Raw genomic sequence first — 15,221 nt, 5'->3', positions numbered from 1 at the left:
CGCGCACGACGGCGCAAGCCGTCGTCCTGGCGCGAGCGGGTGAGGGGTCACGCAGGCGGTCGGCAGGGAGAAACCCCTCATCCGACCCGCTGCGCGGGCCACCTTCTCCCGCAAGGGGAGAAGGACTCACGACCGCAGCCCCTTTATCTCGCCTTCGATGTTCGCGACCGCATCCGCCTCGAAGCTGGCGACCGGATAGGCGCAGTAGTCGGCGGCGTAATAGGCGCTGGGGCGGTGGTTGCCGCTGGCGCCCAGGCCGCCGAAGGGCATGTCGCCGGCGGCGCCGGTGGTGGGGCGGTTGAAGTTGACCACGCCCGCGCGGATGCGACGGATGAAATGGTCCCAGTTGGCCGGATCGTCGCTGACCAGGCCGGCGGACAGGCCATAGCGGGTGGCGTTGGCGGCCTGGATCGCAGCGTCGAAGGTCGGGACGCGGGTCACCGACAGGAAGGGGGCGAACATCTCTTCGTCGGGAACGTCGATCCCGGTCACGTCGATGATGGCCGGTTTGACGAAGGCGCCGGGCAGATTGGCGACGGGACCCGAGGCGCGGATGACCTTGGCTCCGGCGTCGATCCGTTCCTGCAGCGCTTTCAATGCCGCCTCGGCCGCGCGGGCTGAGATCAGCGGCCCAGCGTAGGGTTCGGGATCGCTGTCCCATGGGCCAAAGACCAGGCGGTCGGACAGGGCGGCGATGGCTTCGATGATGGCGTCGCCCTGAGGCCCTTCCGGAACGATAAGGCGACGGGCGCAGGAACACCGCTGGCCGGTGGTGATGAAGGCGGACTGCACCGCGATGCCCGCGACGGCCTGAGCGTCGGCGGCGTCCCAGACGACCAGCGGATTGTTGCCGCCCAGCTCCAGCGCCAGGATGACGTGGGGATCGTCGGCGAACTTGCGCCGGAAATGGGCGCCGGCCGCGCCCGAGCCGGTGAACATCAGGGCGTCGATCCCGGCGTCGAGGAGGGCCGCCCCCGTCTCGCGTCCGCCCTGGACGACATTGACCACGCCGGTCGGCAGGTCGGCGGCGGCGAAGGCCTCGGCCATGACCTGACCGACCAGGGGCGTCTCTTCAGACGGCTTGAACACGACGGTGTCGCCAGCCAGCAGGGCGGGGACGATATGGCCATTGGGCAGATGGCCGGGGAAGTTGAACGGGCCCAGAACCGCGGCGACGCCGTGTGGTCGATGCCGCAGCGTCGCCCGGCCGAAGGCGGTGTCGCTGGTCCGTTCGCCCGTGCGTTCGTCATAGGCGCGAATGGAGATGTCCACCTTGCCGATCATGGCGGCGGCTTCGGTCTTCGTCTCCCACAGGGGCTTGCCGGTCTCGCGGGCGATGGCCTCGGCGATCTGGGGCGCGCGGTCCTTCAGCACGGCCTGATAGCGTTTGACCGCGTCGATGCGGTCGGCGCGTGGGGCGTCGGCCCAGGCGGGGAAGGCGGCGCGGGCGGCGTCGACGGCGGCCTGGACCTGAACCGGACTGGCGGCCTCGCCTTCCCAGTTCACGGCTTCGGTGGCGGGGTCGGTGGAGTTGAAAATGGTCATGGCTCTATTCCAGTCCGCTCATCACGATTTCACCCGCACGCTGGCGCCGGCGCCCACCTTCAGGGCCGCAGCGGTCTCGGCGCCGATGCGAACCGTGTCGCCGTCGATGTCCGCCTTGGCGCGGACGGCGCGGAAGGCGGCGATGCTGTCGGTCGAGATCAGGGCCGGCAGTTCGGCCTCGACCCGGTCGGTGATCTCGACCGTCAGGCGGCGCGCGTCGCGCACGGTGCGGATATTGTCGCGCCCGCACGACACGGTCGGACCGGCGTCGAAGATGTCCACCAGACCGTTGGGCCTGAAGCCTTCGCTTTCCAGCAAGGCCATGGCCGGTACGCCCTGGGGGTGGACCTTGCCGATCACGGCGCGCGCCGGCTCGGGCAGCAGCTCGGTATAGATCGGGTGGCGCGGGGCCAGGTCCAGGATGAATTGTTTGTCGGTCGATCCGCTCATCCGGTCGGCGTGATCAAACTCCATCGGGAAGAATTTGTGCGCCACATGGTCCCAGAACGGACAGGCCCCGTCGGGCGAGAAGACGCCGCGCAACTCGGCCAGCACGTTCTCGGCGAACAGTTCGGGCTGGGCGCCGATCAGCATGTAGCGCGACTGGCTCAGCAGGCGACCCGCCCCGCCCTTCCTCCGATCGGCCTTGAGGAACAGCGACCCGACCTCGGTCCAGCCGGTGCATTCATTGACCAGCACCAGGGTCTGGTGATCCAGCTTGACCCCGAGGGACGGCGACGAGGCCGTGTTGTTGACGATGCGGAATGAGAAGAAGGGCCGCTTCAGCCCCACGGTCGCCTTGACCGATCCGACCCCGTCGATGTCGCCGGTGTCGCCGTCTTCCAGCATCAGGGTGTACCAGGCCTCCTGGTGCGTCACCTCGCCCCGGAAACTGGCCTGGCTCAGCTCCAGCCGTTCCGCCAGGGCGTCGGGATCTTCCGGCAGGCTGGTGAAGCCGGGGCCGGACAGGATGGCCAGCTCCAGCAGATAGTCGAGATCGGCGGGGCCGGCGGGACGGACGACGAGCATTCAGAGGGTTTCCATCCGCAGGGATTTCAGTTTGGCCGCGTCGATCTCGCCCGAGGCGATCTTGCACAGGATCAGGGCGCTGAGTTGGGCGCGTTCGACGAAGCTGTCGGGCCAGGCGAACTCCTGGTCCGAATGTATGTCGCCGCCGCGGACGCCCAGGGTGTCGATGTTGGGCAGGCCGGCGGCGTGCAGATTATTGCCCTCGCAGACGCCGCCCGAAGGCTTCCAGGCGATGGGCTGGCCCAGCAGGGCGCCGGCTTCCTTCACCGCCTCGAACAGGGCGGTCTGGGCCGCGTCCATCGGTTTGGGCGGACGGGTGAAGCCGCCGTGCAGGTCCAGGGTCAGACCCTCGAACGGCGGCGTGGCGGCGATGGCGCGGACCGAGGCGTCGATCCAGTCGGCGGCGGCCTTGTCCGGCACACGCACGTTGAACCGCACCACGGCGTTGTCGGCGACGACGTTCAGGGCCCCGCCGCCCGAAATCTTGGCCACATTGACGGTGACGCCCTCGTGCTGGCCGTTCAGCCCGTGCAGGGCGGCGGCGATCATGGCCGCTCCCGCTATGGCGTTGCGGCCCTCTTCGAAGGCGCGGCCGGCATGGGCGGCCTTGCCCGTCACGATCAGATGATAGTTGCCGCTGCCCTTGCGCGCACCGGCCAGGGTGCCGTCCGCCAAGGCCGGTTCATAGGTCAGGCCGACATGGCCGCGCGCGCCCAGTTCGGCCAGCAGCGGGGCCGAGGCGGGCGAGCCGATCTCCTCGTCGGGGCTCAGCAGCACGGTCCAGCCGACGCCGTGCCGATCGGGGTGGGTCTCGAAGGCTTCCAGCGCGGCCAGAAGCACGCTGATCCCGCCCTTCATGTCGGCGACGCCGGGGCCGTTCAGGGCGCCGTCCGCGCGGGTCGTGACGGTCTGGAAGCGGCTGTCGGCAGGGAAGACGGTGTCGTAGTGGCCGGTCAGGACGACCTGGATCGGCGCCTCGGGACGGGCGGTGATCTTCAGCGCGTCGGCGTGAGCCTCGGTCCGCACCGAGCCGTCGTCGGCGACGGTGGTGGAGCCCTGGGTGGCGATCCGTTCGACGACGGCGCCGGGCAGGGCCCTGGCTACGGCCTCCAGCGCGTCCAGCACAGCGTTCAAACCGGCGGCGTTGCGGCTGCCGGAGTTGATGTTCGCCCAGTCGATGGTGCGGCCGATAATCGCCTCGCGTCGCGCGGCGACGTGGTCGAGGACGGCCTGGTCCGTGGTCAGAATCCGCATCGGCCGGACCCTAGCCGTCGCGGGGCCAAAGGTGAAGGTCGCGTGGGGCACGTCGGGCGGCTGAGGCTTAGTTCCGGTTCGGGCGGCGGTCGGTGCGCTGGCCGGCTTCGCGGCTTTCGCGGCGCCAGCGGATCGACAGGCTGGTGTCGCCCTGACCGCCGAACTGCGAACTGATGGCCAGGTTGCGGCGCGGCTGCCATTCGACCTTGACCGCCGCCCCGCCTTCGCCGCCGCCGATGACTTCCAGATAGACGTTGTCGGTGATGTAGCGACCGCCGGCGACCGTCACGGCCGAGGCCTGGCCGCCGAAGGACAGACGGTCAAGCCCGGCGAGCTCGCGCAGGTTCCCGATCACGTCGAAGCCGCCGCCGCCCGCCAGGGCCGCGACCCCGGCGGCCAGTTGCGCCGCCTCGAACGGCGACAGTTGCGAGGCCGAACGGCCGAACAGCACCTGCGACAGGATTTCGTCCTGGGGCAGGGCGGGGGTGGACGTCAGGGCGATCTTCGGCTGGTCGGCCGTGCCGGTCACGGCGATGGAGGCGGTCAGGGCCGTATCCTCGCGCGTCGCCGACAGGTTCAGGCGGATCTGCTTCGGATCGGTCGACAGGGTCACGCGGCCGGTGTCGTTGAAGATGAACCGCTTGCCCGCGAACTCGTAATCGCCGCGCACCACATTGGCCGTGCCGGTCAGTTGCGGCTGGGCGATGGTGCCGCGCACCCGGGCGTTGACGTCGAGCACGACGTTCAGGCCGCGGCCGCTGACCCGCACCTTGCCGCCGGTCGAGCGCAGGGCGATGTCCATGCCGATCTGCGGCCCGCGTTGACGGGTCTCGGTCTCGACCGGATCGCCGCCGGGACGATTGATCTCGACCACGTCCATCGAGACGATGCCGGTGGCGCCGGGCACTTCCGGCTCGATCCGGGCCTCGTCGATATTCATCTGGCCCGACAGCTGGATGTTGCCGTCCTGACCGCGAACAATGGTGATCGGACCTGAAGCGCGGGCCTCGCCGATATCGTTGTCGATGACCCGGAACCGCGTGAGGTTCAACTGCGCCGTCGAGCCCGAGCCTTCGCGCAGCCCGATCCGGCCCTGGCCGGCGACTGTGCCGCCGGCGGTGTCATTGGCGGTGAAGGTCTCGATCAGGGCCGTGGTGTCGTCGAAGCTTGTTCTCAAGGTCAGGTCGCCCAGGACCAGGCCGACCGCCTTCTCGCGATAGGAGCCCTGGGTCAGGTCGAACCGTCCGTTCAGGCGCGGCGCGGCCAGGGTGCCGCCGAGGGTCGCCTGGCCCGCCACCTGACCCGCCAGACTGCGGTCGCCGCCCAGGAACAGGTCCCAGATCGGCTGGATCTGGCCGTTGATCGAAACATTGCCGGACATGGGCCGCTGGCGGGCGATGGCCAGACGCAGCGGGGCGGCCGAGGCCTCGACCGGCAGAACGACATCGGCCGCCGCCTGGACCGCGCCCTCGTCGGACGCCGTCGCCTTGATCGTCAGGCTGTTGTTGATCAGGGTCGCGTCCAGCCGGCCGTCGACCGAAAGCCCGCTGGGGGCGTCGATGCTGCGGACATCCGCCAGGGTGACGTTGGCCGCCCCCGACAGGTCGTCGCCTGCGCCGCGCAGGGCGACCCGCCCGGTGGCGCGGCCGCGGAGATTGGGCGACAGGGTCTGCAGGTCCACGCTGGTCAGGTCGGCCTGGATGATCGCCGTGCGCGCGTCCTGACGCAGATCGGCCAGCAGCACGCCGCTGCCGACGCCCAGGTCCAGGTGGGCTGTCCGGCTCTGGCCGTTCAGGGTGATCATGGCGGCGCTGCGGGTGGTGAAGGCCACCTCGCGCACCCGGCCGCCGCCGCGCAGGGTCAGGGTCTGGGCGGCCCCGCGCCGCGAATAGACGCCTGTGCCGTTGAACTGGGCGGGGACGCCGCCGCCGACGTCCAGCGCCAGGGTGAAGGGCAGGTTGTCCAGCGTGCCGCGGCCGTCCAGGTCGATGGTGCGGATGTTCCAGCTCTGGCCGGCCAGGCGGATGTTGCGGCCGTTGACGTCCAGGATGGCGCTTTCGGATCCGCCGCCTTCGGTCAGACGGATGCGGCCGTTGGCCTCGCCCGACGCCAGGAAGGCGCCGGTGCGGGCGGTGAAGGTCAGGTCCGCGCTGGAGGGGACGTTGTTGGACAGGGCGATCGCCCCCTGGGCGGTCACCCCGCCGGCGTTGACGTCCAGATCGCTCAGCCGGATCCGCCGCCCGCCCAGGAAGAAGTTCCCGGACGCCCGGGCCGGGCCGTAGTTCGAACCGCTGGTCACGGTGATCCGGCCGTCCGACGCATCCGCGCCCTTGCGGAAACTCAGGATCAGGTCGGCCTGGGTCAGGGTCAGGGCGCCGGCCGTGACCGTGTCGAATCCGGCGGTCAGATCGACACGCGGCTGGGACAATGTGCCGGTCAGGGCGCCGCGCCCGTTCATGTCGCCGCCGATCTCGACCGGCCCCACGGCGAAGGGGCCGCGCGCGTTCCAGTCCAGCGCCAGCCGCAGCCGGCCGTCGGTCTCGATCAGGCCCTTGGCCCCGGCGCGGCCCGCCGCTCCGGTCAGTTCGCCGCGATCCACCTCGATCCGGTTCCCATTCAGCTTGCCGGTCAGTTGCAGGCGGGGCGTGCGGCCCAGCAACCGGTTCAGCTCGTCCATTCCGACCGTCAGATTGCGGCCCCGGCCGTCGAAGGTCAGCACCCAGGGCGCGCCGGTCTTGGCCGACGAGGCGCGGACCGGACCGCCAAAGGCGCCCTTGGCGTGGGGCAGGATGCGCGAGGCGTCGGTCAGTTGCGCATCGCCGCGGAAGCCCATGCCGCCCAGCAGATTGCGCGAGCCCGAGCCCTTCAGCGTCAGCCCCTGGCCTTGAAGATCAAGTTTTTCCAGCAACAGGGCGCCGTCCTTCATCCGGGCGGCCTCCATCTGCACGCGCGGCGTCGCGCCCAGCAGGCCGCCGATCAGCCCTTGGTTCGAGCCGCCGACGGCGCGGATGTCCCCGTCCAGATCGATCCGGCCGTCCTTGACCTGGACGTTCAGCGGACCGGCCAGGCGGGTGGCGCGATAGCTGGCCAGATTGGCGTTCAGCAGGCTGGCCTGACCTTCCAGGGTCCAGGTCTCGGCGTCGCCCTTGAACAGGCCCGAATAGGCGGCCGGCCCGCCGACGTCGGACCCGACCAGACGGCTCAGCGAGACGGTCTGGAGATCCAGCCTGATTCCATCAGGCGAACTGCGATCCGACATGCGGATCAGACCGCGGGCCTCGGACGCGACATTGTCCGACATCAGTTTCCAGCCCACGCCCTGGAACGCCTTGTCCTTGGCCGGAACCATGGCGAAGCCGAACCGGGCGGTGCGGCCCACGCGCTGAACAAAGGGTTCGAACAGGTCCGATCCGCTGAAGTCGAAGAAGCCCGAGACGCGCGAGCCGTCTTCGCCGAACCGGCCATCGACGGTCAGAGGCGTGAACTGTCCGGTCTGGACCTTGGCGTGGACCATGTCGGCGTTCACCAAGGCCACGGCCGAGAAGGGCAGGTCGGGCGAATAGCCCAGTGATCCGGCCAGCGGCCCGCCCTGGGCTTCATTGGCGCGCAGATTGACGCGGGTCTCTTCCAGCTTGCCGCCGAAGGTCGCCGCCAGCCGCAGATAGTCGCCGGGACGGTTCAGGCTGTCGGCGTTGACGGTCGCGGTCTTGGCCCCGCGTCGCGGCAGGGCGATGTCGCCCGTCAGGTTCCAGCGGCCGTATTCCTTGGAGAAGCCTTCCAGCAGTTCGACCCTGGCGGAGAAGCGGTCGATATCGACGTCGATCGGTTGGGGGCCGCCGGGTTCGCCGCTGGGAGCATCCAGAACCGGCCGACGAACAAGCTGGATCACCTCGGCGCTGATGTCGGTGGCGTGGAACCGACGGGTGATCAACGGCCAGTAGGACCAGTCGACCCGGACATTGCGGGCGTCCAGCCAGACGCCGTCCCGGTCCGTCACCGTGACCCGGTCCAGGGTGAAGTCGTCGAACAGGTCGCCCTTCAGCCCATAGACGTTGATCCGGCCATAGCGGCTGATCTTCTGGCCCTGGACGAAGCCGGTCACCAGGTCGCGCCCGCCGTCCGAGACGATGTACATCCGCCCGCTGATCAGGGCGATGACCAGCAGCACCAGCAGGCCGCCGACCACGCCGCCGACGACCAGGGCCAACAGCTGCAGCAGGCTGCGCTTCTTGCGAACCTCGGCGGCCGATTCTTCCGGCGGTGCGGCGTCCGGCGTGTTTTCGGGCGGGGCTTCGGTCAAAACGCCTGCCCGATGCTGATGTAGATCTGGAAGGCGGAATCGCCCTCGCGCTTGTCCAGCGGCACGGCGATGTCGGCGCGGACGGGACCGAACGGCAGCTTGTAGCGGACGCCCAGGCCCGCGCCGTACCGCATGTTGGTCAGGTTCGGCGTCTCCTGGAAGCCGACGGCGCCCGCATCGACGAAGGCCACGGCCTGGAAGCTCTGGCCTATGTCACGGCGCACCTCCAGCGAGGTCTCGAACAGCGACAGGCCGCCGCGGGGGGTCAGGTCGGGCAGTTTGGGATTGACGCTCTGATAGGAGTAGCCGCGCACCGACCCGCCGCCGCCCGAGTAGAACAGACGGTCCGACGGCACGCTCAGCTCGCCGCCGCCGATGATCGAACCGATGCGGAGACGGCCGGCCAGAACCGTGCGCGCCCCGTCCTGGAGCGGCAGATAGGCCGTGGCCTGGGTTTCGCCGCGCAGGAACAGGATCGTGTCCTGGCCGGTCACGGCGGTCGGCTGGACCGAGGCGGTCACGCGCCAGCCCTGGGTCGGATTCAGCGGGTCGTTGGAGTTGTCGATATAGGCGCTGGTCCGCCCGGTGATGATGGCCAGATCGCGATCGAAGCTGACCGCACGGGGCGGGATGGAGGTGTAGTCGTACCGGATCTCGTTGTACCGGCCGGCGTCCAGCCCGACGCCATAGTTGAAGTAGGAGGTCTTGCCGATCCGCTGCTGCAGTTCGGCGGCCAGCACCAGGGCGGTGCGGTCGTAGGCGTCGGTGTCTTCCTTGACCACGCCGGCGCTCAGCTTCAGCGTCCGGCCCGGCTTGCGCCAGTGGGGCAGGGACAGGTCGGCGCCGATACGGCTGTCGATATCGGCCAGCCGGGTTTCCAGCCTCAGGGTGTCGGCGCGGCCGAAACGGTTGTAGCGGGTCCAGATCAGATCGACCCCCGCGCCCTCGGCCGTGGACCAGGTGGCGCCGGCCTCCAGCACGCGGCGCGGCCGGTCCTGCAGATTGACGATGATGGGGCGATGCCCGTCGGCGTTCGTCTGGTCGACGGGCGCCAGGGCGACGCCGACCCCGTCATACACCCCCGTGTCCAGCAGCCGGCGTTCCAGTTCGGCCACCTGGTCGGGGTCATAGCGATCGCCCTCGGTCCAGGGGGCCAGGCCCGCGACCCAGGCCGGGTTGGTGCGACCGGTCCGGGGCATGACCACGCCGTCCAGCAGGACGAGTCGGCCCGAGTCGATGCGGTATTCCGGGGCGACCGTGAAGGCGGCGTGATCGACCACGACGCGGCGCGGATCGGCCTTGGCGTCGGCGTAGCCGTCGCGGACCAGGGTGGCGACCGCCCGGCCTTCGCCGGAGATGACGTCCACGGCCCGGCCAGGGGCTCCCGCCTTCAGGCCTATGGCCTCCAGGGCGTCGGAGGCGCTTTCGGCGTCGGGCGCGGGATCGGTCCAGGTGATCGTGGGCTGGGTCAGCAGGAAGCGGCGGCCAGGCTGGACGTCCACGATGGCCGACGGCCGATCCTCGCCCTCGACCACGTCTTCCAGCACGGGCTGGTAATAGGCCTCGGAACGCAGCAGGGCCTCGGCCGCGCCCTGGGCGCCCTGGGCGCGGCGGCGGGCTTCGAAACGGCTTTCCGGGGCCCCGTCCACCTCGCCGACCGCACGTTCCAGCATGCGGCGCAGTTCGGCGTCCATGTCGCCGCGGATCTGGGCGCGAGGATCGGCTGAGGCGGCCTGGGCGGAAAGGCTGCAGGTCGCCAGGGCAGCGAGAAACAGGGTGGGCCGGAACGTCAAACTCTAGCTTTCGTCAAGGGCGCGGACTCCAAGTCGGCGTCTCGGTACGCCCTTGCATCCTGATGTGGCGGCGAAGCGGCGCGCCTCAGTAGAACAGGGTTTCGCTTTCCGGCTGAACCGACTGTTCGGACGTCCGCTCTTCCGGCGGAAGGGGGGCTGGCGCGGGCGCCGGCGCCGGATCGGTCACTTCAGGGGCGACGACCGGCTCGGCCGAATCCTCGGCGGCGGGAGCCTGTTCTTCGACCGGAGGGGCATCGGCATAGTCGTCCTGCGACCTCGATTGGTAGTCGTCGCAGCCCGCAAGCACCAGCGCGCCCAGCGCCGTCGCGGTCAGAACGAAGATCGAGCGTCTCATCAGAAATAGTTCCCCGGATATCGTCCGTTGCAACGCCCTCGGCGCCGCCTCGTTCCCATAGCGCGGAAAACTTCAGGGGTCATCCCGCCTCTTGCTCCAGGCCGCCTCACCCAGGGCGGTCAGGGGCGGGACGGTCGGCGTTGGCGGTTCGGCGCCGTCGAAGCGGGGCGCGGGGGCGGGCAGGCCGTTCCGGAAGGTCGCTCGGTCGCGATTGTGCGGATGATCCGGCGCCTCCGCCAGGCTGAGAACGGGCGTCACGCAGGCCTCGGTCCCGGCGAAATGCGTCGCCCAGTCGTCCCGGTCCCGCGCCGCGAACAGGGCGGCGAGCCGGTCGTGCAGTGCGGCCCAGCCGGTCCTGTCATGCTGAGGCGCTTCGGACGGATTGATCCCAAGGCCCGCCAGCAGCGCGGCGTAGAAGCGCGGCTCCAGCGCCGCGACCGCGACGAAGCCGCCGTCCCGACAGGCGTAGCAGCGATAGAAGGGCGCGCCTCCGTCCAGCAGATTGGCTCCGCGGCGCTCGCTCCATAGCCCTTGCCCGCGCAGAGCCTGGAACAGGCCGCCCAACAGGGCCGCGCCGTCGGTCATGGCGGCGTCCACGATCCGGCCCCGTCCGGCGGTCCTGGCCTCCAGCAGGGCCGCCAGCACCCCTGTCGTCAGCATCATCGCCCCGCCGCCGTAATCGCCGACCAGGTTCAGCGGCGGGGGCGGCGGGCGGTCCGCCTCGCCCATGGCGTGCAGCACCCCCGACAGGCCGATATAGTTCAGGTCGTGCCCCACGGCGTCGGCCAGCGGCCCGGTCTGGCCCCAGCCTGTCACCCGACCGAAGACCAGGGTCGGGTTGCGGGCGTGCAGAACCTCGGGACCATAGCCCAGCCGTTCCATGACCCCCGGACGGAAGCCTTCGATCACGGCGTCCGCGCCATCGACCAGGCGCAGGATCCGCTCGCGGTCGCTGTCGGACTTCAGGTCCACGGGTACGGCGGTCCGTCCGCGATGCAGCAGGGCCCCGCCCACCTCGGCGAAAACGGGGGCGCCCGCCGAGGCCGCGCGGGTCAGACGCAGCACCTCGGCCCCCATGTCGGCCAGCATCAGGCCGGCGAAAGTCACCGGCCCCAGGCCGTCGAACTCCAGGATGCGCAGTCCGTTCAGCGGTTTCATACGCATTGAGTAGCAGACCCGGTCTTGACCGGAAGAGCGGATTGCAACAGAAGGCGCCCTTCGACGGTTCGGGCCAGTCCTGAACGTCGCACGGTGCGTCCTTAGCTCAGTTGGTTAGAGCATCTGACTTTTAATCAGAGGGTCCTCGGTTCGAGCCCGAGAGGACGTACCATTTCTCCCTTTTGCGGAGCCCCCCCCGATGAGCCAGCCCGTCTTCTTCGCGGTCGAGACCGGCGGGACCAAGATCGTATGGCGCATCGTCGATGCGGCGGGCGTCGTGCTGGACGAGGGTCGGTTTGCGACCGGGCGGCCTGAGGCGGCGGTCGAGGCGCTTGTCGCCGCGGCGGCCGAACGGCCGGTCGCCGGGCTGGGCGTCGCCAGCTTCGGGCCTCTGGTGGTTGATCCGAGCTCGCCCCAGCGCGGGCTGATGCTGGCCACGCCCAAGCCGGGCTGGACCGGGTTCAATCTGTCCAGGACTCTGGCGGACCGTCTGGGCGCCCCTTTCGCCGTGGATACCGACGTCAACGCCGCCGCCGTGGCCGAGGCCCGACTGGGCGCGGGCCGTGGGGCGCGGGCCGTGGCCTATGTCACTGTGGGCACCGGAATCGGCGGCGGCCTGTGTGTGGACGGCCAGACGCTGAAGGGCGCGCTGCATCCGGAGATCGGTCATCTGTTCGTGCGTCGGGTTGAGGGCGACGTCCAGGCCAGCGCCTGCCCCTTCCATGCCGATTGCGTCGAGGGGCTGGCGGCGGGGCCGGCGGTTCAGGCGCGGCTGGCGGGGCGACGCCTGGAAGACGCGGATGAGGTGCGGGCGGTGGTCGCAGATTATCTGGGGCAACTGGTCGCCGGCCTGGTGTTCGCCTGGGCGCCGGATCGGATCGTGTTCGGCGGCGGCGTCATGTCCACGCCGGGCCTGATCATCGAGGTCGAGGCGGCGGCGCGACGCCGGGTCAACGGCTATGGATCGGCGGTGGTCATGGGCGAGGGCGGCTATCTGGTGGCCGCCGAGCGTGAGCACGCCGGGCTGGATGGGGCGATGCTGATGGCGCAGGACCTGGCCGCCTGATCGCGGATAAACGCCGCCCAAGGTCGAGTGGGTTTTGATCGCGACGGCTGTGCGTGGTCTAAGAGCCGGATGAAGCCGATCCTCCCTTTGGCCCTCGCGGCCGTACTGCTCGCCGGCTGCAACGCCGGCCGTTCGGCCATGAGCGGCGCGGAACAGGTCAGGGCGGGGCTGGGCGACGCCGTCACCGCCCCGCTGGACGATTTCAACCTGCGGCGTCAGCTGATTCCGACGGTGCTGTTGCAGGCCGAGGCCAATCCCTATGACCTGCGCAATCTGAATCAGTGCTCGACCATCGGCGCCGAGGTGGCGCGGCTGGACGAGGCCCTGGGGCCGGATACGGACGAGCCGCCGCGCCAGGACGGCTCGTACCGCAGCGAACAGGCGGCCGATGCGGCGGCCAAGGCGGCCCTGGACGCCATTCGCGGGACGACGACCGATTTCATTCCCGGACGAAGCTGGATCCGCCGCCTGAGCGGCGCCGATCAGCATAGCCGCCATGTCCAGTCGGCCATCCAGTCGGGGCGGATGCGGCGCGCCTTCCTGAAAGGCATCGGCATGCAGAGGAACTGCGCCCCGCCGGCGGCGCCGAGCTGGTTCCGGCCGAAGCGGTAGGGGGAACCCTATGCACACCGGGCCTACCGACGGGATCTAACGTCTGCCGGCAGGCCGGCGTTTGTCGGTGCGATCGCCTCTGATCTGAACCGCGCCGTCCTTGGCGAAGGCCTCGAAGGAGGATTTGTCGATGTTGCGGAACTCGCCGGTCCGGTCCCAGTCCCAGTCGAACGAGATCCGCTCGCCCTTGTGCGCGAACTTGCCGGACCAGTGGGCGAAGAAGGAATATTTGTCGCCGCCGATGATGATGACGTGGCGGTGCAGGGCCGTCTCGTTCCCCGCGTCGCGGGGCGGCTCTTCCAGATAGGTGTTGTAGGCGTGGAAGCCTGACTTTTCGACGCGCATCAAATGGTTCCGGGGGTCAGTTCGACACATGCCGCGCATGGAAGTCGCGGCGGAACTGTTCGAACCGGCCTTCGGAGATCGCGGCGCGCATGGCGGCGGTCAGGGCCTGGTAGAAGGCGATATTGTGCCAGCTGAGCAGGACCTTGCCGAGGATTTCGTCGGCGCGGATCAGGTGGTGCAGATAGGCCTTGGAATACTGCGACGACGGCCCGTCGATGGCGGGATCGAGCGGATCCTGGTCTTCGGCGAAGCGGGCGTTCTTCAGGTTCAGCGGGCCGTCCCAGGTCCAGGCCTGGCCGTGGCGGCCGGCGCGGGTCGGCAGGACGCAGTCGAACATGTCGACGCCGCGATACACCGCCTCGACCAGGTCGATCGGCTTGCCCACCCCCATCAGATAGCGCGGCCGGTCGGCGGGCAGCATCTCGGGGGCGTAGTCCAGCACCGCGCACATGGCCTGGTGGCCTTCGCCGACGGCGAGGCCGCCTATGGCGTAGCCGTCGAAGCCGATCTCGCGCAGCTGGTCCGACGACTGGCGACGAAGGTCCTCGAAGGTCGAGCCCTGCTGGATGCCGAACAGGGCCTGGTTTTCCCGCTCGCCGAACCGGGCCTTGGAGCGGGCGCCCCAGCGGATCGACAGTTCCATGGCCTTGCGGGCGGCGTCCTTTTCGGCCGGATAGGCCACGCACTGGTCCAGTTGCATCGAGATGTCGGCGCCGATCCGGTCGGCCTGGATCTCGATCGAGCGTTCGGGCGTCAGAACGTGTTTGGAGCCGTCGATGTGGGAGGAGAAGGTCACGGCCTCTTCCTTCACCTTCGAGATGCCGGCCAGGGACATGACCTGGAAGCCGCCGCTGTCGGTCAGGATCGGCTTGTCCCAGCCCATGAATTTGTGGAGCCCGCCCAGACGCTCCATCCGCTCGGGGCCGGGGCGCAGCATCAGATGATAGGTATTGCCCAGGATGATGTCGGCGCCGGTCGCCTTGACCTGGTCCACCGTCATGGCCTTGACCGTCGCGGCCGTGCCGACCGGCATGAAGGCCGGGGTGCGGATGTCGCCGCGCGCGGTCTTCAGCACGCCGGTGCGGGCGCGGCCCTCTTTGGCGGAAATCTCGAAAGGGAAGGGCATCAGGCGATCAGTCGTTCAAGCTGTTCGACCCGCGCCAGATCCTTGGGGCGGCCGAACAGGCGGTAGAGGGCGATATGGTCCCGGATGTCGGGCACGAACAGCGGGACGTCGTCGATGAAGACCGGACGGCGCGACGTAAAGGCCACCGGCCGCCATTCGGCGCCGTCGCGGGTCTCCAGATCGGCCATGACCTCGACCAGGATCGGCTGATCCGGGGCTCGGCCGAAGACGGCCGAGCGGAACAGGCCCTCGCCCGGATCGGCCACGACCTGGCCGTCCAACGCCGCCAGCAGGGCGCGGGCGTCGCGCGGGGCGCACAGGACGTCGATGTCGGGCACATGCAGGTCGGTCAGGCCGTACAGGGCCATGGCCGCCCCGCCGAAGATCCACCAGGGCTCGCGCAGATCGCGCGCGGCCTCGCCAACGGCGATCAGGCCGTCCTGGAGATCCTGCGGAAGGTCGCTTTGGAAGTCGTCGAGGGACAAGGGGGGCTCGTTTTCGTCAGCAGGCGGCATTTAAGGGGTTGGGCGGCGGAAGGCTACAGACATGCGGCGTCATCTTCGCGCTTTCGCTGCGAAGTTCATGGAGGGCTGGGCGGGGCGCCGGGCCTTCGCCCGGAGTTTTGTGTTTTGGTTACC

Annotated in this window: 12 protein-coding genes, 1 tRNA gene and 1 pseudogene; 4 read left to right on the top strand and 10 right to left on the bottom strand. The window is 69.6% G+C overall.

Annotation, left to right across the window (positions count from 1 at the left end):
* Positions 1 to 41: 41 nt before the first annotated feature.
* Positions 42 to 131: pseudogene (locus tag AC1RSI_RS08885) on the top strand (hypothetical protein); the annotation flags it as partial.
* On the opposite strand, the gene astD reads toward AC1RSI_RS08885, so the two are convergent.
* From astD to AC1RSI_RS08850, 7 genes are all read right to left on the bottom strand, one after another.
* A complete protein-coding gene (gene astD / locus AC1RSI_RS08880) occupies positions 127 to 1,545 on the bottom strand; it encodes a succinylglutamate-semialdehyde dehydrogenase (protein ID WP_154725923.1) in 1,419 nt (472 codons plus the stop codon). The pseudogene AC1RSI_RS08885 and the gene astD sit on opposite strands and share 5 nt — an antisense overlap.
* 21 nt (positions 1,546 to 1,566) lie before the next feature.
* Entirely contained in the window at positions 1,567 to 2,574 is a 1,008-nt protein-coding gene (locus tag AC1RSI_RS08875; RefSeq protein WP_154725924.1) for an arginine N-succinyltransferase, read from the bottom strand.
* Positions 2,575 to 3,828, bottom strand: coding sequence for a hydrolase (locus tag AC1RSI_RS08870; RefSeq protein ID WP_008263390.1), 1,254 nt, complete (start codon positions 3,826 to 3,828; stop codon positions 2,575 to 2,577).
* 67 nt (positions 3,829 to 3,895) lie between these two features.
* Positions 3,896 to 8,128, bottom strand: a complete 4,233-nt coding sequence (locus AC1RSI_RS08865; protein WP_008259775.1) for a translocation/assembly module TamB domain-containing protein — start codon at positions 8,126 to 8,128, stop codon at positions 3,896 to 3,898.
* Positions 8,125 to 9,921 (bottom strand): autotransporter assembly complex protein TamA, encoded by a 1,797-nt coding sequence (locus tag AC1RSI_RS08860; protein WP_154725925.1) that lies wholly within the window; start codon positions 9,919 to 9,921, stop codon positions 8,125 to 8,127. Before AC1RSI_RS08860 ends, AC1RSI_RS08865 begins: the two co-directional genes overlap by 4 nt.
* 85 nt (positions 9,922 to 10,006) lie before the next feature.
* Complete coding sequence (locus AC1RSI_RS08855) at positions 10,007 to 10,276, bottom strand: hypothetical protein (protein ID WP_008258639.1); 270 nt, start codon at positions 10,274 to 10,276, stop codon at positions 10,007 to 10,009.
* Positions 10,277 to 10,348: 72 nt separating this feature from the next.
* Positions 10,349 to 11,440: a CaiB/BaiF CoA transferase family protein gene (locus tag AC1RSI_RS08850; protein WP_154725926.1), complete on the bottom strand. Its 1,092-nt coding sequence runs from the start codon at positions 11,438 to 11,440 to the stop codon at positions 10,349 to 10,351.
* Between the two features lie 89 nt (positions 11,441 to 11,529).
* Here AC1RSI_RS08850 and AC1RSI_RS08845 point away from each other — a divergent pair.
* The 3 genes from AC1RSI_RS08845 to AC1RSI_RS08835 all read left to right on the top strand — a co-directional run bounded on the left by AC1RSI_RS08845 (position 11,530) and on the right by AC1RSI_RS08835 (position 13,112).
* Positions 11,530 to 11,606, top strand: a tRNA-Lys gene (locus AC1RSI_RS08845).
* A 27-nt stretch (positions 11,607 to 11,633) separates the two neighbouring features.
* Positions 11,634 to 12,500, top strand: a complete 867-nt coding sequence (locus tag AC1RSI_RS08840) for an ROK family protein (RefSeq protein ID WP_008262501.1) — start codon at positions 11,634 to 11,636, stop codon at positions 12,498 to 12,500.
* 69 nt (positions 12,501 to 12,569) lie between these two features.
* Positions 12,570 to 13,112 (top strand): hypothetical protein, encoded by a 543-nt coding sequence (locus AC1RSI_RS08835; RefSeq protein WP_154725950.1) that lies wholly within the window; start codon positions 12,570 to 12,572, stop codon positions 13,110 to 13,112.
* Positions 13,113 to 13,148: 36 nt separating this feature from the next.
* Here the strand turns inward: AC1RSI_RS08835 and AC1RSI_RS08830 are convergent, their stop codons facing one another.
* The 3 genes from AC1RSI_RS08830 to AC1RSI_RS08820 are packed head-to-tail and all read right to left on the bottom strand — an operon-like array spanning position 13,149 to position 15,068.
* Positions 13,149 to 13,457 carry a hypothetical protein gene (locus AC1RSI_RS08830; RefSeq protein WP_035310825.1) on the bottom strand — a complete coding sequence of 103 codons (309 nt, stop codon included), beginning with the start codon at positions 13,455 to 13,457 and terminating at the stop codon, positions 13,149 to 13,151.
* Between the two features lie 16 nt (positions 13,458 to 13,473).
* Positions 13,474 to 14,586: a tRNA guanosine(34) transglycosylase Tgt gene (gene tgt / locus AC1RSI_RS08825; RefSeq protein ID WP_154725951.1), complete on the bottom strand. Its 1,113-nt coding sequence runs from the start codon at positions 14,584 to 14,586 to the stop codon at positions 13,474 to 13,476.
* Entirely contained in the window at positions 14,583 to 15,068 is a 486-nt protein-coding gene (locus AC1RSI_RS08820; protein WP_035310830.1) for a hypothetical protein, read from the bottom strand. The genes tgt and AC1RSI_RS08820 overlap by 4 nt, the downstream gene beginning before the upstream one ends.
* Positions 15,069 to 15,221 lie beyond the last annotated feature (153 nt).

Source organism: Brevundimonas sp. GW821-FHT10E09 (assembly GCF_058809375.1).
Note: the sequence above shows the minus strand (reverse complement) of the source record. Positions and strands in the feature narration are given on the sequence as shown.